Origin of the sequence: Zobellia russellii (assembly GCF_044597075.1) — a bacterium.
GTDB lineage: Bacteria > Bacteroidota > Bacteroidia > Flavobacteriales > Flavobacteriaceae > Zobellia > Zobellia russellii.
In genome coordinates, this window is the sequence record NZ_CP139000.1 from 1,004,617 (window position 1) to 1,027,553 (window position 22,937).

The 22,937-nt window shown below is 37.8% G+C and carries 25 protein-coding genes and 1 tRNA gene; 16 read left to right on the plus strand and 10 right to left on the minus strand.

Going from position 1 to position 22,937, the window contains the following annotated elements; translation table 11 throughout:
• Positions 1-75 precede the first annotated feature (75 nt).
• The 7 genes from SJY45_RS04235 (at position 76) to SJY45_RS04265 (ending at position 6,237) form a co-directional block, all read left to right on the plus strand.
• Positions 76-1,026 carry a D-2-hydroxyacid dehydrogenase gene (locus SJY45_RS04235; protein ID WP_400073395.1) on the plus strand — a complete coding sequence of 317 codons (951 nt, stop codon included), beginning with the start codon at positions 76-78 and terminating at the stop codon, positions 1,024-1,026.
• Between the two features lie 262 nt (positions 1,027-1,288).
• Positions 1,289-1,921: a DUF937 domain-containing protein gene (locus SJY45_RS04240; RefSeq protein WP_289062593.1), complete on the plus strand. Its 633-nt coding sequence runs from the start codon at positions 1,289-1,291 to the stop codon at positions 1,919-1,921.
• Between the two features lie 87 nt (positions 1,922-2,008).
• Positions 2,009-2,473, plus strand: coding sequence for a DUF6146 family protein (locus tag SJY45_RS04245; RefSeq protein WP_400073396.1), 465 nt, complete (start codon positions 2,009-2,011; stop codon positions 2,471-2,473).
• A gap of 30 nt (positions 2,474-2,503) precedes the next feature.
• Complete coding sequence (locus SJY45_RS04250; protein ID WP_215440508.1) at positions 2,504-2,818, plus strand: DUF6787 family protein; 315 nt, start codon at positions 2,504-2,506, stop codon at positions 2,816-2,818.
• Between the two features lie 58 nt (positions 2,819-2,876).
• Entirely contained in the window at positions 2,877-3,188 is a 312-nt protein-coding gene (locus tag SJY45_RS04255) for a hypothetical protein (RefSeq protein ID WP_400073397.1), read from the plus strand.
• A 70-nt stretch (positions 3,189-3,258) separates the two neighbouring features.
• The gene (locus SJY45_RS04260; protein ID WP_400073398.1) at positions 3,259-5,652 is read left to right on the plus strand and encodes a TonB-dependent receptor; all 2,394 of its coding nucleotides are present in this window, start codon (positions 3,259-3,261) and stop codon (positions 5,650-5,652) included.
• Positions 5,653-5,679: 27 nt separating this feature from the next.
• Positions 5,680-6,237 carry a type 1 periplasmic binding fold superfamily protein gene (locus SJY45_RS04265; protein ID WP_400073399.1) on the plus strand — a complete coding sequence of 186 codons (558 nt, stop codon included), beginning with the start codon at positions 5,680-5,682 and terminating at the stop codon, positions 6,235-6,237.
• Between the two features lie 38 nt (positions 6,238-6,275).
• Here SJY45_RS04265 and SJY45_RS04270 read toward each other — a convergent pair whose 3' ends face one another.
• The 5 genes from SJY45_RS04270 to folE all read right to left on the minus strand — a co-directional run bounded on the left by SJY45_RS04270 (position 6,276) and on the right by folE (position 10,210).
• A complete protein-coding gene (locus tag SJY45_RS04270; RefSeq protein WP_400073400.1) occupies positions 6,276-7,166 on the minus strand; it encodes a sterol desaturase family protein in 891 nt (296 codons plus the stop codon).
• Positions 7,167-7,205: 39 nt separating this feature from the next.
• Positions 7,206-7,694 carry a monoheme cytochrome C gene (locus SJY45_RS04275; protein WP_400073401.1) on the minus strand — a complete coding sequence of 163 codons (489 nt, stop codon included), beginning with the start codon at positions 7,692-7,694 and terminating at the stop codon, positions 7,206-7,208.
• Positions 7,695-8,915, minus strand: coding sequence for a sulfite oxidase (locus SJY45_RS04280; protein WP_400073402.1), 1,221 nt, complete (start codon positions 8,913-8,915; stop codon positions 7,695-7,697). It lies immediately after the preceding gene.
• A gap of 293 nt (positions 8,916-9,208) precedes the next feature.
• Positions 9,209-9,514 carry a hypothetical protein gene (locus SJY45_RS04285; protein WP_289039406.1) on the minus strand — a complete coding sequence of 102 codons (306 nt, stop codon included), beginning with the start codon at positions 9,512-9,514 and terminating at the stop codon, positions 9,209-9,211.
• 96 nt (positions 9,515-9,610) lie between these two features.
• The gene (folE, locus tag SJY45_RS04290; RefSeq protein ID WP_215440519.1) at positions 9,611-10,210 is read right to left on the minus strand and encodes a GTP cyclohydrolase I FolE; all 600 of its coding nucleotides are present in this window, start codon (positions 10,208-10,210) and stop codon (positions 9,611-9,613) included.
• A 174-nt stretch (positions 10,211-10,384) separates the two neighbouring features.
• Here folE and SJY45_RS04295 point away from each other — a divergent pair, with 174 nt between their 5' ends.
• Positions 10,385-11,077 carry an ABC transporter ATP-binding protein gene (locus SJY45_RS04295; RefSeq protein WP_400073403.1) on the plus strand — a complete coding sequence of 231 codons (693 nt, stop codon included), beginning with the start codon at positions 10,385-10,387 and terminating at the stop codon, positions 11,075-11,077.
• A gap of 25 nt (positions 11,078-11,102) precedes the next feature.
• Positions 11,103-11,867, plus strand: a complete 765-nt coding sequence (locus SJY45_RS04300; protein WP_215912290.1) for a TIGR02757 family protein — start codon at positions 11,103-11,105, stop codon at positions 11,865-11,867.
• Between the two features lie 28 nt (positions 11,868-11,895).
• Here SJY45_RS04300 and SJY45_RS04305 read toward each other — a convergent pair whose 3' ends face one another.
• A complete protein-coding gene (locus SJY45_RS04305) occupies positions 11,896-12,768 on the minus strand; it encodes an AraC family transcriptional regulator (RefSeq protein ID WP_400073404.1) in 873 nt (290 codons plus the stop codon).
• Between the two features lie 179 nt (positions 12,769-12,947).
• Between SJY45_RS04305 and SJY45_RS04310 the strand changes: the two genes are divergently transcribed.
• Complete coding sequence (locus SJY45_RS04310) at positions 12,948-13,343, plus strand: DUF983 domain-containing protein (RefSeq protein WP_400073405.1); 396 nt, start codon at positions 12,948-12,950, stop codon at positions 13,341-13,343.
• A 15-nt stretch (positions 13,344-13,358) separates the two neighbouring features.
• Here SJY45_RS04310 and SJY45_RS04315 read toward each other — a convergent pair whose 3' ends face one another.
• From SJY45_RS04315 to SJY45_RS04325, 3 genes are all read right to left on the minus strand, one after another.
• Positions 13,359-13,925, minus strand: coding sequence for a TlpA family protein disulfide reductase (locus SJY45_RS04315; protein ID WP_400073406.1), 567 nt, complete (start codon positions 13,923-13,925; stop codon positions 13,359-13,361).
• Between the two features lie 62 nt (positions 13,926-13,987).
• Positions 13,988-14,347 carry a pyruvate kinase gene (locus SJY45_RS04320; protein ID WP_215440530.1) on the minus strand — a complete coding sequence of 120 codons (360 nt, stop codon included), beginning with the start codon at positions 14,345-14,347 and terminating at the stop codon, positions 13,988-13,990.
• Positions 14,348-14,516: 169 nt separating this feature from the next.
• Positions 14,517-15,374, minus strand: coding sequence for a sugar phosphate isomerase/epimerase (locus tag SJY45_RS04325; RefSeq protein WP_303407197.1), 858 nt, complete (start codon positions 15,372-15,374; stop codon positions 14,517-14,519).
• Between the two features lie 165 nt (positions 15,375-15,539).
• On the opposite strand from SJY45_RS04325, the gene SJY45_RS04330 reads away from it, so the two are divergent.
• Together SJY45_RS04330 and SJY45_RS04335 are read left to right on the plus strand one after the other, a co-directional pair.
• Positions 15,540-15,935 (plus strand): YchJ family protein, encoded by a 396-nt coding sequence (locus tag SJY45_RS04330; RefSeq protein ID WP_400073407.1) that lies wholly within the window; start codon positions 15,540-15,542, stop codon positions 15,933-15,935.
• Between the two features lie 171 nt (positions 15,936-16,106).
• Positions 16,107-17,942, plus strand: a complete 1,836-nt coding sequence (locus tag SJY45_RS04335; protein WP_400073408.1) for a sulfatase-like hydrolase/transferase — start codon at positions 16,107-16,109, stop codon at positions 17,940-17,942.
• 113 nt (positions 17,943-18,055) lie between these two features.
• Here the strand turns inward: SJY45_RS04335 and SJY45_RS04340 are convergent.
• Positions 18,056-18,140: transfer RNA gene (locus tag SJY45_RS04340), tRNA-Ser, on the minus strand.
• Positions 18,141-18,270: 130 nt separating this feature from the next.
• Between SJY45_RS04340 and SJY45_RS04345 the strand changes: the two genes are divergently transcribed.
• From SJY45_RS04345 to SJY45_RS04360, 4 genes are read left to right on the plus strand one after another with little or no spacing between them, the layout of a single operon-like run.
• On the plus strand, positions 18,271-19,278 hold the full coding sequence (locus SJY45_RS04345) for a glycosyltransferase family 2 protein (protein ID WP_400073409.1): 1,008 nt from the start codon (positions 18,271-18,273) through the stop codon (positions 19,276-19,278).
• Between the two features lie 54 nt (positions 19,279-19,332).
• Positions 19,333-21,312: a BatA domain-containing protein gene (locus SJY45_RS04350; protein ID WP_400073410.1), complete on the plus strand. Its 1,980-nt coding sequence runs from the start codon at positions 19,333-19,335 to the stop codon at positions 21,310-21,312.
• Positions 21,309-22,574 carry a dihydroorotase family protein gene (locus SJY45_RS04355; RefSeq protein ID WP_400073411.1) on the plus strand — a complete coding sequence of 422 codons (1,266 nt, stop codon included), beginning with the start codon at positions 21,309-21,311 and terminating at the stop codon, positions 22,572-22,574. Before SJY45_RS04350 ends, SJY45_RS04355 begins: the two co-directional genes overlap by 4 nt.
• A 17-nt stretch (positions 22,575-22,591) precedes the next feature.
• Positions 22,592-22,906: a DUF4870 domain-containing protein gene (locus tag SJY45_RS04360; RefSeq protein WP_215440541.1), complete on the plus strand. Its 315-nt coding sequence runs from the start codon at positions 22,592-22,594 to the stop codon at positions 22,904-22,906.
• Positions 22,907-22,937: the final 31 nt, after the last annotated feature.

Genomic DNA, 22,937 nt, shown 5'->3' on the forward strand with positions numbered 1-22,937 from the left:
GAATTCGTCCGTTGGCCAACCGCTAACGGACGCTATTTTAATATACTATAGTACTAAATAAATTTTCCGAATAGAATGAAAATACTTGCAAATGACGGATTGGCCCAATCAGGAATAAAAGCGCTTGAAAACTCTGGTTTTGAAGTGATAACTACACGGGTTGCCCAACAACAGTTACAAAATTTCATAAACGAAAACGGAATAACCGGATTATTAGTAAGAAGTGCCACCCAGGTGAGGAAGGAGCTTATAGATAATTGCCCCAGCCTTAAACTCATTGGAAGAGGCGGTGTTGGTATGGATAACATAGACGTGGTACATGCCAAAGAAAAAGGTTTGCACGTAATAAACACCCCTGCAGCCTCATCATCTTCAGTGGCCGAACTGGTTTTTGCACACCTTTTTGGAGGAGTTCGTTATTTGCATGACGCCAACAGAAATATGCCACTTGAAGGGGATAGCAATTTTAAACAACTAAAAAAAACATACGGGTCTGGAACCGAGCTTCGCGGCAAGACTTTAGGTATAATCGGTTTTGGAAGAATTGGCCAAGCAACCGCAAAAATTGCCCTAGGTGTTGGTATGAAGGTTGTTTACCACGACCCTAACCTAGATAAAGCTTCAATTGAAGTTCCTTTTTTTGATGGACAATCCATAACTTTTGATTTTGAATCGGAAAGTAAAGAAACGTTGGTTTCCACATCGGACTTCATTACGCTTCACGTGCCTTCACAAAAGAACTATATTTTAGGAAAAGATGAGTTTGAAATGATGAAACCGGGTGTAGGTATCATAAATGCTGCCCGTGGCGGTGTTCTTGATGAAGTTGCCCTAGTTGATGCCCTAGAGAACGGAAACGTAATTTTTGCAGGGCTTGATGTATACGAATCAGAGCCTAAACCGGAAATTAGAATTCTTATGCACCCCAATATTTCATTAACTCCACATATTGGTGCAGCTACCGGTGAAGCACAAAACCGCATAGGAACGGAATTAGCGGAACAGATTATCACACTTTTAAAGTAACCTTACTTTATAACCATATCAAAACCTCGTTGAGCAGATAATTGCACAACGAGGTTTTTTGTTTTTTATATCTGAGCACAAACTTGTTTAGTTTTAATTTAAAAATTTACATAAAAACACATAACAAACTGTAATTTAACAATATAATACTAAATCAGCTTGTTGTTTTCTTGCACTATTAAGCGGTTCTTTTTTAATAGCTCCTCCGTTTTGACCGAATCTTTTTTGTAAATTGTTGTCCAATTATAAAACACTAAACATTATGTCAGGATTATTAGACCTACTAGGCAGCCCAATGGGCAAACAATTAATAAGTGGTGTTGCCGGCCAGACCGGTAATTCTACCGATCAAACCGGAAGCGTATTAAGTATGGCCTTGCCTATCTTAATGGGCGCCATGAAGAAAAATGCAGCAACACCAGAAGGAGCACAAGGGTTAATGAGTGCTTTATCAGGAAAACATGACGGTAGCATCTTGGATAACCTAGGCGGACTTTTTAACGGAGGAGTTGACCAATCCGTTATGGATGACGGCGCTGGAATACTAGGTCACGTTTTAGGCGGAAAACAGGCTACCGTAGAAAATGCACTAAGTCAGAAATCAGGAATGGATGCAGGTTCTATTTCTACCATATTAAAAGTAGCGGCCCCTATTCTTTTAGGATATTTGGGCAAGCAAACCAAAGAACAAAATGTTAGCGACTCTAACGGAATAGGTAATCTTCTTGGCGGTCTTATGGGTGGCGGTGATGCTGGCAACCAACAACAATCCCTTATAGAATCTTTCTTGGATTCAGATGGAGACGGTAGCATCCTTGATGATGTAGCCTCTATGGCGCTTGGTGGTAACAAAGGAGGTATTGGCGGTCTTCTAGGCGGCTTATTTGGTAAATAGAATCCTGATAACAAAATAGTACACCTAAGCCGCTTGTTGATTCAAGCGGCTTTTTTTTGTAAATTAGAATAACAGGTCTTAATAGTTATGAAAAAGAAAAGAATACATACCATATGCAGTGCAATCGTGCTTGTAGCAACTGTAATAGCCAGTAGTTGTTCCAGTACAAAAGAAACGGTTACTATTTCGGAAGATGAAAAATCAGCTTTTCATCAAAAAGAGGGCGATACCGTAAAAATTGCGAGTGAAGAAACGGAGTACGAAATAATAATTATTGAGCCAGGCTTTAATTTTTGGCTCCAAAGCATAGCCAGACCCCGTAATTTCTATTCGCAATCGTATATGGAGAACCGAAATCAAATTTTTGTAACCAATTATAACCAAAGAGTGATGCAACCTTTAAGATATAACCCCGACCTTTATGAACTGCAAATTAACTATGACCCCCACACGGACTATGGTTATGAGTTAAATTACAAACTTTACAACTACTTCATTTATTTTCAACGAAAATACAATCAACGCTTAGGACCTTTTGTACCCCGCATATAAAAAGTATATTTGCCGAATTCAATAATTACCATGCAGAAATTAAAAGAGCGCTGGGACGTTACCAGCAATTTTCAGTTGATTATCATCTTTATCGTTTTCGCCATTACCGGCTCTTCTTCCGTATATGTAGCAAAACCTTTTTTGAATTTAATTGGCTTACATCAAGCAAATTTCTCCGATTCTTGGTGGGGAAGCACACTTTATTGGATTTTACGAATTCTACTTATTTTCCCCTTTTATCAAGTGTTATTGGTAATTTATGGCTGGCTGTTCGGGCAATTTAAGTTCTTTTGGGCCTTTGAAAAAAAGATGCTTAAGAGAATTGGGCTTGGTTTTCTATTTTAAATAGTTTTGTTAGGTCTTATTTAACACTCAGTTCTACTTCTTTTAGTATTTTTGCGCCGTGAAGAGTTCAATATTTAAATATTTCTCTGTATTTGTATTGTTTAGCCTTATACTTGTTAAGGTTACTTCTTTTCACGTCTACGTTCACCAAGATGACCCGGCCGATACTATAGAAAATTGTAGTATTTGCGATGTGGCCATTCAGAATCAAAATCCTGAATTCACTTTCGCCCCCACTTTCTTGGTACTGATTCTTTTACCCCTGATCATTCATACGGATAAAAAAATTTCGTCTTTAGTTTCTTCTAAGACTTCTTCATTTTACGTTCCGTATACACGTTTTGGCAGGCCTCCTCCTTGTCAAAACTAGAACGCCACATCCTTAAAAAATAAATCGATTTATAGTCTGAATCGATATCTTTTTCGTGCAAAACTTATATATGAAGTATTATTTATTTGTTTTCGCAATCTTTTGCAGTTCAATTATTTACGCACAAGATTGCAATTCAATATTACTAGGAGAAATAGTTGATTTCCATGACAACAGTCCGTTGAGTGGCGCAACTATTTCTATCACTGGAAAAAACGTTTCCACTGTATCCGGAGAGAACGGAAAGTTCAGCTTTAAAAATCTCTGTGATGGTGTGTTGGAATTGGAAATATCTCACCCAGAATGTACAACAAAATTTCATGTGGTTACCGTAAGTGGCGATACCTATTCAGAGATTAGACTTGAACATCATTTAGAGGAGCTAAAGGAAGTGAAAGTGGTAGGCAATGTACCCAAAAACACAAACTCCGGTCAAGAAAATACCCTTTCTCAAAAAGATGTTGAACGTAACAGTGGAAATAGTTTAGGTGATGCCCTAAAAAAGATTTCCGGGGTATCTACCTTAAATACCGGTGGCAACATTGTTAAACCCGTTATACAGGGGTTAAATGGTAGTAGAATCTTGATTCTGAACAACAACGTTAGAATGCAAGATATGGAATGGGGAGAAGAACATGCTCCCAATGTAGATGTAAACGCAAACCAGAACATCAGTGTAATTAAAGGTGCGGCCGCCATTGAGTATGGTGGTGATGCCATTGGTGGGGTTATTGTTTTAGAACCCTTACCCATTATTAGAACCGATTCTTTATTTGGAAAAACACAACTGAACCTTTTCTCCAATGGTCGTGGCGGTAATATCACATCATCCATTACAAAGTCTTTTGAATCCGGTCTCTACATAAAAGCACAGGGCTCTTACAAAAAACTGGGAGACTTAGAAGCTCCGGACTACCTTTTATCCAATACGGGCATAAGGGAAAGTGGATTCTCCCTAAACATTGGAAAACGAGATTTTGTACAGGGTTGGGAAGGGTATTACTCCTATTTTAATTCTGAAATAGGAATCTTAAGAGCTTCCCATATTGGTAATGTAGATGATTTAATATTATCCATAAATAGCCAGACACCCAGTATTGTAAACGATTTCACTTATAATATAATCCACCCCAATCAAGAGGTAAGCCATCATTTGGCAAAACTAAATTACTATAGAAGGTTTGAAGGTTTTGGAAAATGGACCGTTCAATATGATTTTCAAAAAAACAGAAGATTTGAGTATGACATTCGCGTAGGAGACGATGCGGACAAAGCTTCGTTAGACCTCCAACTAACCACACATTCTGTTTTATCCGACTTAAAGTTGGATGCAAAACAAGGCTTAGATGTAAAAGTTGGGGTCATGGGAAGGTTTCAATCCAATTTTGCAAATCCGGATACCGGAGTTAGAAGATTGATTCCTGATTATGATAAATATGATTTTGGATTATTTGCCATTGGAAGCTATGAACTAAATACCGATTGGACCTTAGATGCGGGAGCACGCTACGATTTTAGTCGGATTGATGCAAAAAAATTCTATAGGGAATCTCGTTGGCAAGAAAGAAGTTATGATTTAGATTTTGCCGATATAGTCCTAGAAGATGTAGGAACCCAGTTGCTTACCAATCCGGTATTTGATTATCATAATTTTTCGGGTACGGCAGGTTTTCACTATGAAATTAACCAAAAAGACCATTTACGGTTTAATTACGCTTTTTCACAAAGAGCTCCCAACCCATCCGAACTATTTAGTGATGGCTTGCATCATTCCGCTGCTCGTATAGAACTTGGCGACCTTAGAATCAAAAGTGAAACATCATCCAAGCTCTCAGCCTCTTTGGAAAGAAACACGGACAAATGGGGATACACTTTGGCACCTTACTTGAACAACATTAATGATTTTATATTATTAGAGCCTACAGGGGTTGAATTCACAATTAGAGGAGCATTCCCTGTGTGGAGTTATCGGCAAACCAATGCCGTAATGGTAGGAATTGATGCATCCTTATACAACAATTGGTCGTCCCATATAAGAACGGACCATAAGTTTGCCTGGGTAAAGGGTTCAGATAAAGAAAAGGACATCCCCCTAATAAACATACCTGCTGCCAATTTCACTAACAGTATTAGCTATACGAATCCTAAATGGAACAATTTTTTGGTGAGCTTAGAGAGCCAATTTGTATTTGAGCAAACTAGGTTCCCACCTAACATAGAGGTGTTTTCACCACAACAACAGGAAAATGTGGTTTTAGACATAAACACCCCTCCAGATGCTTATCATCTACTGTCTTTAAATACAGAGGCATCTTTTACTCTCAAAAACACAAACGATTTAACCGTAGGCTTAAGTGCCGCCAACCTGTTGAATACCAAGTATCGCGATTACTTAAATCGCCAACGGTATTTTGTGGACGATATGGGTAGAAACATAAGCCTGCGCCTAATTTTCAACTATTAATATAATTTAAACCAAAAAGTAACAACTATGAAAAGTAACAACGTATTAAAAAAAGTTCTAGCACTAAGCTTAATGGCATCAGTAATGACATCATGTTCTAGTGATGACAACAACCCGGATGCCGTAGATGAAGAAGAGGTAATTACCACAATAAAGGTGGCCCTTTCAAGTGAAGGTGGAGACACTGCTTCACTTCAATCTCAAGATTTAGACGGAGACGGCCCAAACCCTCCAGTAATTACAGTGGATAATCTAATAGCAAACACCACTTATACGGGTACCATAGAATTATTGAACGAAACGGAAACACCTGCAGAGGATATTACCGCTGAAGTAAATGAAGAATCAGATGAGCATCAGTTTTTCTTTGATGTAGATGGATCTATTACATCAACTTCATATGGAGATACTGACGAAGATGGAAACCCACTTGGTCTTTCCTTTACCCTAATGACTGGTGATGCCGGCCAAGGAACCTTACAGATTACATTGCGTCACGAGCCTAAAAAACCAAACGATGGTACTTTGGCCGATGCTGGTGGGGAAACTGATATTGCACAAACCTTTACTGTAACGGTAGAGTAAGCCACTTTCATTAAAACAAAAAAAAGCCTTTAGATCAATCAATCTAAAGGCTTTTTCTTTTTATACCTAAACCCATGAACCATTTGCCCTAGAAAGGTTTTAGGCATTTTAGTATCACCTTCATACCCCAGTGGAACAAGACCGCTATCTTCAGGAATATAGTCGGTTTTAAAAAGGTAATCCCACATACTGAGACTAATACCATAATTTACCCCGTTCTTTCTGTCTTCAGGAAGCTCATAGGCATGATGGTACAAATGCATTACAGGATTGTTGAAAATATATTTTAATGGTCCCCAAGTTAATTTGATGTTGGCATGATTTAAATGACCAATGGCAATTGCGAAAAAATGGACAATATAAGCCTGCTCAGGCTCAAACCCTCCTAAAACCATTACAGCAAATGTTTTTAGCGGTTTGTAAAAAATATTTTCCATCCAATGGTATCGCATGTGAGCGGCAAAACCCATTTCCTTTACACTGTGGTGCACTTTATGAAACTCCCATAAAAATGCATATCTATGAAGTAACATATGGGTAAACCACTGTACAAAATCCAAGAGCACAAAAAATACGAACAATTGTAAAATAGATGGCCATTCCGATAGGTTTATAAGAGCTAAAGAATCTATTGCAACATTAAACTCTAAAAACAGCAATTCCAAACACTTATAAAATCCACTTATAGCAATTGTGAACAAGAAAAAATTAAAAAATATATAGAACGCATCCAACCAAAAATCTTTTCTGAAAATAGCTTGATTTTTACGCCATGGGAACGCTATTTCCAAAAACCATACTATTAGTGAAAGTAGAATTATACCATAAAAATAATTGGTATACCAAGGAACTTCAAACACTATAGATTTATAGGTCCAACTTAATGTACCCATAAAGGAATTTACAAATGCATCAAAGTATTTTTCCATTACTCTCTGGCTTGCCAAACATTGGTCGGTAAAAAGTACTTAATCTTTCAACTCATACCAATCAATATCGGTCAGAACTTCCCTTCTACCCTTCTTCTTTGGAGGATAATTGGTAACGAGATAGTCAATAATGACATCTTCGTTCGCTCCCAAATCCCAAAGGTTTTGGGTTTCTTGCATCCATTTTATGGTAGTCTTCCACCTTTCTTTGTTCATACGGTTCTGCATAACCAATTTAGCGGAATGACAATTGGTGCAGTTTTGAACGGTTTCCATCATCCCTGGAGCATCAATAAAACCTGTTCGTACGTGAATCCCATTTTCTACTTTATCATAGTCATCATCATCAACTGGCACAGCAACCAGTTCCGTATCCGTTTTTTTACTTTTAAAAGAAGTTAAATTAGGGTCTATCATTAGGTAAACCATGGCTACGGAAAAAAGAGCTACGATTACACAGGAAAGGACCAGTATTCTGTAGAACCCCCGAAACTCATGCTTCAGTTTGTCGTGATTTTCCTTTTTCATCTATGCAATTTTTACGGCTATCCTATGACATGCATTGTTTAAATATCCTTTGGGGTTCCAACCGGGCAATAACATTGGCTGAGCAAACCCGTTGGAATCCGTGGCCTTTGCCCAAACCTCGTAATAACCTTCTTGAGGAAAGTCTACTTCTGCAGAAAAATGCTGCCATGCTAAGCGATTTACTGGCTTTTCTAGTTTACAGGTTTTCCAAGTGGAACCAAAATCTATGGAATACTCCATTTTAACTACTTCCAACTCACCTGCCCAAGCGTGTCCTCTAATGTTTAATTTTTTTCCTTTGGAAATCGTTGCTCCGGATTTTGGATAAGTAATAAGGGATTTTACCGGCATAGACTCTATGATGCACATATCTTCGTCGGCCACTTTTTCTCCAGGAGCTACAGGTTTACAAGGCACCCTGTAGGCAGTACCCGTCATTTTAGTGCCGTCGTGCACTATATTTCTAATACTTATGCGTTGCAACCACTTACCGGATACCGAAGCAGGCCAGCCACCAGCAATTACACGAAGCGGATAACCATGTGCCAAAGGAATATCCTCTCCGTTCATCTTAAACGCCAATATCGTTTCATCTTGAAGCGCTTTTGCCATTGGAGCTCCCCTGGATATAGGTTCTTTAGAAGGGTCCCTACTCAAATGAATATCTGCCGCGTGGTAACCAAAATAAACGGCATCATCCTTTATTCCCACATCTTCTAGAACATCCCTAAGTCGTATCCCTGTCCAAGTTGCACAATATACCGCACCAACCGTCCACTGGTTTCCTTTTGCAGGTGGATCAAACTCACTTCTGCCATTGCCACCACATTCCAACGTTAACTGGTATGTATGTTGTTTGAATTTTGACTTAAGCTCTTCTAAAGTATAGGTCTTTTTTTGTTTAACGGATTCACCATCTATAGTAAGCGTCCAGTTTTTTACATCTATTTCTTCCGGTATGAGTCCGTTGTTACGAACAAAAATGTATTTGTTGGGCGTAACCTTATCATCCAATAAATGAGCTTGGGCCTCCATATTCCATGGTTTGTCATTTAAGACAACCATTTCCTTGTCCTTATTAAACAATTTAAATGGATCAGGGTCTTGTAGAGCTAACGGAATATAATTAGCTGACATTTTGGAGCCATAAACAATATCAGCTCCTACAATACTGGCCAGAGAGGCAAGTGCAGCTTTTCCAATAAACTTTCTTCTTTGCATAAAATTTTGGTCTGGGTTCAAACCAAAGTTAGAGATATTTGATGTACTCCTCTATGCTATTTTATGAATTTAATTTTTTTTTAAGGGTTTGGTTGGTGAATTTACAATAAAGCTTAAACAAAATTAAGAAGTAAGGCTAAGCCCTTTAAACAAAGGGTTTCCCAGCATCGCCATGGCGCTTCAACTTAAACTACTAGAAATGAGATTTGTAGAAAATCCCTACTAATTCTATAGATTTTTAAGACCATTCTTGTTCCGTAGAATCAAGGCCCTTATTTATCTTTTAAGATAAATTAAACATTTACCTCTATGGTTTCTGTTTCACTGGATTTTTTAAAAACATAGGTATACAACCACATTAAAGTAAAAGTGGGTATTACATCTAATCCAGGCACAATTTCTTCCAAAAAAGTAATAAGTCCGGCGCCCTGCCCAATTTTGCCCTTATACATGCGGGTCATAAGCCAACCGGCCAGTGGTGCCCACACAATATCCGAAAATTCACCTACAAACGGAATAGCAAAAGAAAGCATGCCAATTCCATCAAAAAGCAAACCTAGAAGTAGTTTTTTATATTTATCGTCTTTAGTTTTTGACATAATGAAAAGTATTTATTCCTACTATCAAAAGCAATAAGAATGCCAAAAAACAATCCAAAAAGTACCGTTTTGCAGAAGCCGATAAAAAGATGCCTCTTACGATAGGTCCGAACTGATTAACTTAAGGAATTCATTCCTAGTTTCCTGTTTCTCAAACTGCCCCCTAAATCCAGAGGTAGTTGTAACCGAATTCTGCTTTTGAACCCCACGCATCATCATGCACATGTGCGACGCTTCAATGACCACAGCAACACCTTTTGGTTTTAACGTATTATTGATACATTCCAAAATATCATGTGTTAAACGCTCCTGTACCTGTAAACGACGAGCAAAAACATCTACCACACGCGGAATTTTACTTAACCCCACAATATGACCATTGGGAATATAAGCTACGTGGGCTTTTCCAAAAAACGGCAACATATGATGTTCGCAAAGCGAATAAAGTTCAATATCCTTTATGATAACCATATCATCATAATCTTCCTTGAACATGGCTCCTTTAAGTATCTCTACCGCATCTTGCTGGTAGCCCTGCGTAAGAAAGAGCATAGCCTTGGCCGCTCTCTCAGGTGTTTTTACCAACCCTTCGCGAGTAACGTCCTCCCCTATTCCATCAATAATTTTTGAAAACCGGTCTTTTACCTCTGTGGTAATTTCCAAATTGTACTCTTCTAAATTTCTATAGGGTGCCATAAAGCTATCTTGTTTATTGTAATGGTAAAAATAGTGAACAAAAGTACGATTTTCTGTACCAAACCGCCAATTTAATCTTTTTGGACCAGAAAATGGTTTTTCCTTCTATCGGTTCGTAAACATCAATTTTCATTACTTTTACGATTAATAAATTTCTTGAACAAGATTCGATATATGATCAAAGCCAATAATATTAAAAAGTTTTACGGTGATTTGGAGGTGCTTAAAGGTGTTGATCTTCATATTAAAAAAGGCGAGGTCATTTCAATAGTGGGTGCTTCCGGAGCGGGGAAAACCACTTTACTGCAAATATTGGGAACGTTAGATGTGCAATCCAACCCATCCGATAGTAGTCTTTTGATAAATGATACCGAAGTAACGCAATTGTCCGATAAAAACTTGGCCAAGTTCAGAAATGAACATATTGGTTTTATTTTTCAGTTTCATCAACTACTACCGGAATTTACAGCTCTGGAAAATGTATGTATTCCTGCTTTTATTAAAAAAACACCAAAGGCCCAAGCTGAAACAAAGGCTAAAAAATTATTGGATTTTTTAGGACTTTCTGCCCGTTACAATCATAAGCCCAGTGAACTTTCCGGTGGAGAACAACAACGTGTGGCCGTAGCCAGGGCCCTTGTAAATGACCCATCAATTATTTTTGCCGATGAGCCCAGTGGAAATTTAGATTCCGAAAGTGCGGATAACCTTCATAAATTGTTTTTTGAGCTTCGGGATGAATTTGGACAGACCTTTGTAATCGTTACCCACAACGAGCAATTGGCCGATATGGCAGACCGTAAACTAACCATGGTAGACGGTCTTATAGTTAACAAAGAAGTAGTTATTGATACTTTGGAACACTAAGAATTTATCTTTCAATCCATATTTGATGAATCGCACAGAACTAAAGCAGTTTTTAGACGCCAAGGTATTGGAATATGAACACCCAAAATTCTTGGAAACCGACCCGATTCAGATTCCTCATAAATTTTCCCGAAAAGAAGATATTGAAATCAGTGCTTTTCTTACGGCAACCATTGCTTGGGGCAACAGAAAGAGTATCATTAACAACGCCAATAAGTTAATGGACCTCCTGGGCAACTCACCCTATGATTACGTTTTGGAGTATACTGAGGATAATAATGAAGAGCTCTCGACCTTCGTACACCGGACATTTAATGGTGAAGATCTAAGCTATTTTATACGAAGCTTGCAAAATATTTATGTTAACCATGGCGGATTGGAAGCTGTTTTTGCAAAGCATGCCCAAGAGCAATCTATGCAACTTGCTATATCGGCCTTTAAAAAAGTTTTTTTTGAGCTTTCCCACCCATCACGCACGCAAAAGCATGTAAGTGATCCTTTAAAAGGTTCTGCTGCAAAGCGTATAAATATGTTCTTGCGATGGATGGTACGCTCCAACGCTACTTCAGTAGATTTTGGCATCTGGGAGCGAATTTCCCCCAGTCAATTATCCTGCCCTCTGGATGTGCATTCCGGAAATGTGGGTAGAAAATTAAAATTACTTACCAGAAAACAGAACGACGCAAAGGCACTGGCCGAACTGGATAAAAATTTACGCAAACTAGACCCCAACGACCCGGTAAAATATGATTTTGCCTTATTTGGCCTTGGCGTTTTTGAGAAGTTTTAGGCTTCTCTTTTTATCAACCTTAAACTCCCTATAAATAGCGTTTCTTAAACTCTAAAGGGGTGGTTTGGTTCTTTGCCTTAAATACCCTTGAAAAATAGGCGTAATCTTCATAACCCAATGATTCCGCAACTCGGGACAAGGGATTTTCCGAGTGTACAATAAGTCGTTTTGCTTCTAAAAGAATACGTTCCGTTATCAGTTCAGTAGTAGTTTTTCCTAAGGTTGTTTGTGTTACGCGGTTTAAATGTTTTGTTGTAACATTCAGTTTATCTGCATAAAAATGTGCTTTTTTTTCAGTTTTATAATAGCGTTCAATAGCATGTTCCAAATCTGAAAGGATTTTTAAATAGGTAGACGAAAGTGTACTTTCAGAGACATCAAAAGCGTACAGCCTACTCAAATCAATGTAAGTCAGATTGATAAGACTGGCAAGCTTTTGCTTTTTGTAAACCCCACTACCTTGGTATTCTACATTAATTTCCTTAAACCTAGTTGCTACTCTCTCCTGTTCCGAAGTTGATAAATTTAGATGCGGAGGGTTCTTATAGGAGTAATAGAATGGAAATTGATTCAACTTTACATCAGCAACACTTAATTCAAAAAATGATTGGGTATGAAAGAAAATATAACCTTGCGGCGGAGCATTGAATGACCAACTATGGGTTTGGCCCGGTTTAAGGAAAAACAGACTTCCATCATTTATAGGATACGAACTGAAATCTATTTCATGAGTGCCATTTCCCTTTTCAAACAATACACAAAGAAAAAAGTCGTGCTTATGTGGCCTGTGCACTATTTTTCTGTTTGTTTCTAGATGCTTGGACAAATTATTACTATAAAACTCAACCAAAGCATTTTCTTCTTTGAATTGCTCTATATGTAATACCGGTACAATTTGCATAAGACTTAATTATGTCCTAAAAGTACAAAAACCTGCGATAATATAGCATGGATATAACATGGGGAAGTCTTTAAATTTGTGCGGTGACAGAACAATCTCTATCACAAGTGACAATTATAAGGTTTTAAAAGTGCAATAAAACCTTTTAAACTAATTACAAATAAATTAAGAAAGAGCATATGGAACTTTTAAAAGGCACTAAAGTGTATAGCATATTTACGGGAACCTGTCCTGTTTGCCAAAATGAAAGCATGTATCTGGAAGCCAATCCTTATAAAATATCCAAAACTCTAAAAATGAAGGAGCGTTGCGGCCATTGCCACACCAAATACAAAATAGAACCTTCATTTTTTTATGGAGCTATGTATGTTAGTTATCCCGTAGGTCTCACTTTTGCCAGCGTAGCCTTGTTTCTTTGCTTCTTTATCTTTGATATGGACCTACTGAACACCTTTTTTGTTATTGTAATAGAAATGATATTGGTTCTACCCATAGTACTACGTTTATCCAGAAATATCTGGATTAATTTTTTCATGCATTACGGCGAACACCTAAAAACTAAGCAAAGGGCTTAAAAGTTAGGAGAGACGCTATTCAAGAAGTAAATTTTCCAGTATCTCCCTAGTGTTCTTAGAATTCCAGTCAGTTGAGCCTGTTTCTTTAACCACTATAGTACCCTCTTTATCAATAATATAATTAGTAGGTATGCTTTTTTCAAAAAGTGCTTCTGGAGCACTCATTTTGGGAATATACACAGGTAAATTGAATTCCTTCTTATGTAGAAATTTTGTTATAACCTCCGGCTCTTCGTTAGTTAACAGTATAAAGTTGACCTTATCTCCATAATCATCATACAACTTCTGAATACTGGGCATTTCCGCAATGCAAGGCGGACACCAAGTTGCCCAATAACTGATAAAGGTTACCTTATTTTTTCCTACACCCAAAGTAATATTCTTTCCATCCAAAGTTCTTACCGAGTAGTTAAAAGGCTGTATAACTTTCCTGTCTTCGTTTTCTAATACAGATGGAGAAAAAAACTGTAATTTAATTTGGTTCAATGCAACTTGGATGGGCTTTCTAGTCTGCGGGATAAGCAATAGCAATAAAAAAACCAGTAGTAGAACATCACCAAAACTTAATTTTCTTTTTTTCATTTGAACTACTTCTGAAGGGAAAAATGAAATCCTGCGGACACTAATTTAAACTATGGCAATCCTTATTGATTGGATTCGTTCAACTTTTTGAACTGCCTATAAATCCACTGTTTTTCCTTTAGCGAAAATTCCTTGTTCTCAAACCAATCGTGAGCTGCTATTTTCTCATTTTCTATTTGTGCCTTTCGTATGGCCTCAATGGAAACCAAGTGCCAATGTACCCCTTTTTGACGATTGACCGAATAACCAATACTCTCGGTTATGTACGATATTTTTGGTCGATTAATCAGCTTTACACCATTCCTTAAAACTGCTAAAGTTTTGGTGAGCTTAACGACTTCCGAAAAGGAATATCGCACAAAATCGTTAAAACCTTCTTGCTTAGTGTTATATAGTTTGTCGCCTACTTTGAGTTCTTCCATGGTATAAAAAGCAAGTAAAATTAATGGCTTCAAATGGTTTTCAAAGAATTATGATGTAAGAAATTATCAACAATTCCTGCCGAGAGAAATTTTAACATTTACCCAATAACATGCCACAAAAAAACCACCGTCAAATGACAGTGGTTCTATAAATAAAGTATGTGTTTTTTTAATGGAACCCAAATTTTTTCAAGCCCTTACGACTTACTTTAATAGCTTCCAAAGGTTCCATTTTAAAGGTTTTATCCTGCTCTACCATATAGTACTTCATACCTGAGAGTTTCTTTTGTGCTAGAATCCGAGCAAAATCAATACTGCCCGTTCCTACGGGTGCAAACCACCCCTCCTCGTTCATATCTTTAACATGCCAAATCTTAAACCGTTTTGGATACTTTTTAAAGTAAGCTACTGGGTCTGCTCCCGCTTTTGTAACCCAAAATAAATCCATTTGAAAATTCACCAACTTAGGGTTACAATTTTCTAAAAGATAATCAATTACCACTACTCCATCATCATCTGCCTTAAACTCAAAATCATGGTTATGATAAAGAAGTTTTAATCCTGCTTTTTTACATTTAGCACCTAATTCATCAAGAATGTTCGCTAAGTTTTCAGCACCTCCGGTCATTCCCATTTTCATACCTTCTTCTTCAAAAGTAAAAAGTCCCATTGGAGGGATAGGAATAACAAAATATTTAAAACCTGCCGCTTTTACATCCGCTATCATAGCATCTGCATTCTCAAGAGTTACTGTTGATTGATGACTGCTTATTGGCTTTAAACCCATTTCTTTAAGAGTGCTCTTGAATTCCGCAGGGGTCATTCCATAGAACTTTCCGTCATTATAACCTGCGGCTTCAATGTATTTATAGCCTGCATCCGCTACGGCCTTAAGCGTAGTTTTTGCGTCTGAGGCCATATCATCCCTTAAGGTATATAAAGCCAAGCCTCCATAAGTGTCTTGAGCATTGATAATCGTAGTCGCCCCCATAAGAAGACAAAAAAGTAATAACTTAATTTTTTTCATTATTGTTTGTGTTTTGTGTAGCCGACTAATATACTATATCTCTTCAAAAATTTAATGGCTAGGGATGCTAAAATATTTTAGGTGCTAATTAATTTAAGAATTTGTATGCAAGTCTATTTATATTAGCTCCTAAAAGGTAAAACCATAGTCTTAAAGAAGCTACAAATGAAATGTCCTTGCAACCCTAATGTAATGTACAGTGTTTGCTGTCAAAAAGCTCACGCAAATATTAGCAGTGTGGCTACTGCCGAAACCCTTATGCGATCACGCTATAGTGCCTTTGTACTTGCTAATATAGATTACTTGCAAAAAAGTCACCATAGTCTAACGCGTCCCAGTAAATCCGAAAAGCGTAAGATTGAGGCTTGGGCAAAATCCGTTAACTGGGTGAAATTAGAAATCTTACATACGTCAAAAGGAACTAATAGCGATACAGAAGGTACTGTAGAGTTTAAAACGTATTATATAGAAAACGGGCAAATGGGAGTCATTCACGAAAACTCAAATTTTAAAAAAGAAAATGGGCATTGGACCTATATAGACGGCTTGCATAAACCGTAGTAATTCTAGAGCTTAAAAATTCACATAGCGCTGCCTACCTTAAATCCATGTTTTTTTTCATTAAACAGAGTTATACATCTTCTATACAACACCATATTTGACCAATATAGACTATCAAAAACTCACCACATCTCCTAATTTTAAAAGACCAACAAATTTGTCTCTTTTAAAATGAAAAAGTTCATCTATTGCATTCTATTTTTACAACTGTTCCCTTCGGGCATTTTAGCACAAGATGCCCCCAATATCTTATGGATTATAACGGACGATCATCGGCCAGACGCCATTGAAACGTACAACCAAGCTACAACTGGTAAAAGTGAAAGCCCTTTAGGCTATGTATCCTCGCCCAACATAGATAAATTAGCAGAGGAGGGTACAATGTTTGTAAACGCTTTTTGTAATTCCCCCGCTTGCGGCCCTTCTAGAGGTTCGATAATTAGTGGAAGATATCCATTTAGAAATGGGCATTATGCATTTGAGCAGACACATCAAAACCCAGATTTTGTAAACCCCACCTTCCCACAAACACTTCAAAAGGAAGGTTACATTACAGCCGTTTTTGGAAAAACCGGTTCCTACATTTATAAATGGGGACCAGGGCAGGGTTTTAGGGATGCAGGTCACTACAATTATGTGATGCACTTTAAACATAGTTTGCAAAAAAATGGCGTTGGTGACCTTTGGACCGTTAGCCCCTACAAATTGGTTAATGGCAAAGGAGCGTACCAAGGTGTGCAGGAGCATGTGAAATTTGCAGATGGAAGAACAGAGCGTTACTACCTTTCCAAAAAGGAGGGTGCTATTACCAATGAAGATATTGCCAAACGTAAAGCAGTAGAAAAGGAGCTTGGCATTTTACGTTCATACACAAGGTATAACAAAAACCTGATTATTGGCGGGCAGAATCCTATGCCTGCCGGACAAACGGTTGATGCGAAAATTGTGGAAGAGCTCAAAAAATATCTTTCTAATAGCAATTCAAATTATATTACCAGTTATGGAGAACAAGTAAAAGGTGCAAACAATCAGAAACCCCTTATGGTCAATTTAGGATTTCATCTGCCACATACCCCAATTTTACCACCAAAAAGCTATCGTGATGAATTTCGTCAAAAAACCTACAAGGTGCCTGAATTTGATGAAAATGAGCTGGAAAAATTCACTCCACAGCTAAAGCAGTTGCATAGAAATTTAAATATGTCACAAATGACCGATGCCGAAAAGCAGCAGGCCATTCAAGATTACTACGCATTTTGTGCTTATGGCGATGCCCTGATCGGTGAAGCGGTTGAAGCCTTTAAAGAATATTGCAAGAAGAACAACCAGGAATACTTAATCGTCTTTACCGTAGGTGACCATGGTTGGCAGTTGGGCGAACAGGGTATAGAGGCCAAATTTGGGCCTTGGAAACAATCTACCAATGGAGCCATAATTATGGTATCATCTGACAAAAACAAGGTTCCAGCAGGAAAAATCAGTCAACAATTAATAGAATATGTTGATATTGCCCCAACCCTACTTTCTACCGCCGGAATAGACATTCATAAAAGCGAATACGATTATCTAGATGGACTAAACCTTCTTGATTTTATTAAAGACCCTAAAGAAAAGCGAGATTATACTGTGGGAGAAATTAATTTAGTTGTCGGACCAAGAGCATATATGAGAAGTGAAAATTTCTCATTTTCTATGCGAACTAGACCAACGAACAGAATAGATCTAAACAAAGACATAAAATGGGCATTGGAGTGCCCTACCGAAAAAGCCGAACTTGCTTTGTACGACCTTAGAGTAGACCCATTGGAGCGGAATAACATAGCTATGAATGGAGATTACCGGAAATTGGCTGACTGGTTTAGAAATAAATTAGGAAGTATTGTATTAGGAGACGGTCGTGTGGAGTGCGATTGGTCTAAAGCCAATACTTACGACATAAGCAACTTTGCAAAAGGAGCACATGACCGCCGTCTAAACATACCCAAAAAGTTGATTCCGAAATTGTAGATAACCAGTATTCAACAACTTAATCCTTTTGCAATAAACCAACGTTAGCAAAAAACCAGTTTTCTACTTAAAAAAGAAAACCCCGTAAACTCATGTTTACGGGGTTCTTTATGCGGAGAAAGAGGGATTCGAACCCCCGGAGGTGTGACCCTCAACAGTTTTCAAGACTGCCGCATTCGACCACTCTGCCATTTCTCCTGAGTGCCTCATCAGGTATTCCCTGAATGCGGGTGCAAATATAGCAACCTTTTTCTAGTTGGTAAAATGTTTTTTTATTTTTTATTCTGAACAATCAAAAATGGGCATCAATTTTCCTAAATTGCCACCTATGCAACAGCCCCTTGTTAGTATTCTTATCCCTTTTAGAAACACGGAATCATTTCTAAGTCAATGCCTTAACTCCATAGTAGAACAGGAATACAGGAATTGGGAGGTGCTAGCGGTAAATGACAAAAGTTCAGACGGCAGTCGTAATTTGGTGAATTCGTACGCAAAAAATGACCAGCGCATACAGCTCTTTGATAATGAAGGAAGTGGCATCATTGAAGCGCTAAGAACAGCATACAAACATAGTAAAGGAAAGTTTATTACTCGCATGGATTCTGATGATATTATGGCAGCGGAAAAGCTAAAAGTCATGGTAGAAGCGCTTTTAAATCATGGGGAAGGACACGTAGCTCTGGGGCAGGTACGCTATTTTTCTCATAGGGGTATTAGCAACGGTTACGAACGTTATGAAATATGGTTAAACAGCTTAACTGAAACGGGTAACAATTATTCGGAAATATATAAAGAGTGTGTTATCCCCTCCCCTTGCTGGATGGTTCATAAAGATGATTTGGACCTGTGTGGTGCTTTTAGACCCAATCTCTACCCTGAAGATTATGACCTTACTTTTCGGTTCTATGCAAACGGCCTTAAGTGCATACCTTCTTCTAAACTATTGCATCTGTGGCGTGATTATGACACCAGAACATCTAGAACCAGTGAACATTACGCTCAGAATTATTTTCTCCAAATCAAACTTCATTATTTTTTAAAGCTTAATTATGACCCCAAACGACCATTGACGGTATGGGGAGCCGGTGCCAAGGGAAAAGAAATTGCAAGGGCATTACTGGAACAGAATATAGATTTTTATTGGGTTTGCGACAATCCTAGGAAAATTGGGAAACATATTTACGATAAAGAAATGTTTCATTTTAGTAAATTAAAAGAGCTTCCTAACGCCCAGAGCATTATTAGTGTTGCAAATGCAGATGCACAGACCTATATAAAAAAGTTCTTCACGGGCCTTGACCATAAACCAATGAAAGACTATTTCTTTTTTTGCTAAAAACTGAGTATCAGGCTTAATTTATCGTTTCTAAAAATGAAGTAAAATATCTTTTTGACTACCGTAGCAATAAAGTATGAAATGCCTATCTTTGGCAACACAATTCAGGAAATGCAGTTTAAATATCCAGAACTCTTTTGGGCCCTTTTTCTTCTCCTGATTCCTATTTTCATTCATTTATTTCAATTACGTAGGTTTAAAAAAACACCTTTTACGAACGTTAAGTTCCTGAAAAAGGTCGTCTCGGAATCCAGACAAAGCAATACGTTAAAAAAATGGTTGCTTCTTTTTACAAGAATGCTTCTACTCGCTGCATTTATTTTTGCTTTTGCACAGCCATTTTTTGCTAAAGAAACAGCATTGAAGTCAAAGGAAACGGTTATCTATCTAGATAACTCTTTTAGCATGGAACTAAAGGACGATGGTGCTACACTTTTAGAAAACGCCGTTCAAGAACTAATTAAGAACCTGCCCAAAACGGAGCGTTTCACACTTTTTACAAATACCAAAACATTCAGAAATACTACTTTATCAGAAGTTCAGAATGAATTTTTAGCTCTTGCCGCGAGCAATAATCAGTTGCAACTAAACGAAATTTACTTAAAGGGAAACACCTTATTTTCTACGGACAATTCTACCGAAAAAAATCTGATAGTGCTATCGGATTTTCAGCAAAACATGGTCGGTTCACAGTTAGATAGCCTGCAAAATGTGAACGTCCATTGGGTAACCTTACGTGCTGAAGAAACAATAAACGTTGCCATTGATTCCGCCTATATAGAATCTGAATCTTCTGAAAACTTGAATCTTTTGGTTAAGCTCTCCGGGGCTGGAGAGGTAACCAACATTCCGGTTTCTTTGTTTAATGGCGATAAGCTTGTTGCCAAAACATCTACATCCTTCAACGAGTTCAAAAAAGGAACGGCCAATTTTTCCATTCCTAAAAACGAAGCTTTTGACGGTAAGATTAAAATAACAGATTCCGGATTAACATATGATAACTCGCTTTATTTTACGATTGCCGAAAAGGAAAAAATTAAAGTACTCGCTATAGGTGACACCCAAAACACCTTCCTTAACCGAATTTTTACAAAAGATGAGTTTGTTTACACTGCGAGCGAATTGAAAAACCTCAATTACAGCGACCTGCCAGCTCAAAATTTCATTGTCCTCAATAATTTGGAACAAATTCCCTCATCATTGACTACTAGTCTAAAAGCGTTTACTGATAACGGTGGCCATTTGACAATTATTCCATCTACAATTAGTAATATAGACTCCTATAATGCACTGACTAGCAACTACGGCGCAACCACTTTTTTACAAAATATACGGGATGAGCGAGAAATAACCAACATCTCATTTTCTCACCCTCTGTATCGGAATGTTTTTGAAAAAAAAGTAACCAATTTTCAGTATCCAAAGGTTTCAGCATATTATGAAATTAAAACCGTTGCCCCTACCGCACTGGCTTTTCAGAATAATGAACCCTTCTTAATAGGTAACAATACGTTTTATTTGTTCACCTCGTCCCTATCAACTGAAAACTCCAACTTTATTAATTCCCCAATAGTAGTCCCAACCTTCTATAATATGGCTTCTGGAAGTCTTAATTTACCCCCTTTATATTCGGTTTTAGGACAACCTGTTTCAGTAGATGTCCCTACTTCCTTAGCTCAAGACGATATTCTTAAATTAAAGAAAGGGTCTTACGAGTTTATTCCACAGCAACAATCGCTCAGTAATAAGGTTTCACTTTCCTTTAACGAGAGTTTGCAGGAAGATGGTACTTATGAAATACGGCAAGACGAAGAAACTATAAAGAACATCAGCTTTAATTACGATAGAAACGAGAGCAATCTCACTTATTTAAACATTCAGGACCAAAAAACCGCATCTACATCAACTTCTATATCTTCCTTGTTCCAAACCATTGAAAAAGATAGCACGGTAACCGAGCTTTGGAAATGGTTTGTTATTTTAGCGTTGGTGTTGCTGTTTATTGAAGTACTTATTCAAAAATATCTTAAATGAACATTCTCTTAAAATCGGCAAAAATTATTGATAAGCATAACGAATCGCTTCATTTAAAGACTCGTGACATTCTTATTAAAGACGGAATAATTGCCAAAATAGCTGCAAAAATAGAACCCGAAAGTAAAACCCAAGTGGTAAAACACAAAAACTTGCATGTTTCCATTGGCTGGTTTGATAGTAGCGTTTCTTTTGGCGAACCGGGTTACGAGGAAAGGGAAACCATAGAAAATGGATTACGCACTGCAGCCTTGAGTGGCTTTACGGATGTTGTCCTTAATCCAAGTACCCACCCCTGTCCGGATAGCAGTTCGGATATTGTATACCTTAAAAATGCAGCAGCTGGGCAACTCACCAATCTTTATCCACTTGGTACTTTAACGATGAAAGCGGATGGCAACGATTTGGCCGAGTTGTACGACATGAAAAATGCTGGAGCGGTGGGCTTTTATGATTACAAACTTCCCATGACCAATGCCAACCTCCTAAAGGTTGCCTTGCAATATGTACAAAATTTTAGTGGATTGGTTTATTCCTTTCCCTTGGATACCAAAATTGCGGGAAAAGGCATTGTAAATGAAGGAGCGGTCTCTACCCAATTGGGATTGAAGGGAATTCCGGCTTTGGCAGAAGAACTCCAAGTAGCCAGAGACCTTTTTATTTTAGAATATACCGGAGGTAAATTACATATACCTACAATCTCTACGGCCACTTCTGTTAAACTCATTGCAGATGCGAAGAAAAAAGGATTGGACGTGAGTTGTAGTGTTGCCATTCATAACCTGGTCTATACAGACTCCGTTTTAGAAGAGTTTGATTCTACGTATAAGGTGTTGCCGCCTTTGCGCACAAAACCTGATGCCAAAGCACTTTTAAAAGGTCTAAAAGACGGTACTATAGATTTTGTAACCAGCGACCATACCCCTATGAACATAGAGGAAAAACGAATTGAGTTTGATAATGCTTCTTACGGAACTATTGGTTTAGAAACAGCCTTTGGCAGTCTTAACCAGCTTTTAGATATGGAAGCTGTAGTTAATCTTTTAACCAAAGGACGTGAGCGTTATGGCCTAAAATCACCTGAAATAAAAGAAGGGGAAACCGCTTGTTTAACGCTTTTTACCCCGGAAGGAAGCTCTACCTTTAATGAAGAAGATATTGAGTCTACATCCAAAAACAGTATGTTTTTAGGCTCTGAAATGAAAGGTAGCGTATACGGAAGCATCAATAATAGCATACACCTAACCACCAATACTAAATAACACAAAACAACAACATTATGGACCACAACACCATTGAAGAAGGAAAAACCATGGCCATCATAAGCTACGTAACGCTAATAGGCACACTTGCAGCTTATTTTATGAACAGGAATCAGAAAAATGAATTTGCCACTTTTCACATAGGCCAAGCACTTAGAGCATGGATTACAGGAATAATCGTATCATTTATAGCCGCCTTGTTGATTATGTTTACTGGAATTGGTGCATTGAGCTATTTGCAATATGCAGGCTTGATTTTAGCAATCATTGGCGCCATAAATGCAATGAACGGTAAAGTGGAAAAAATTCCTTTAGTAGGGAATATAGGCTAGATGACCTAAATTATAGCATTCACAAAGAGAC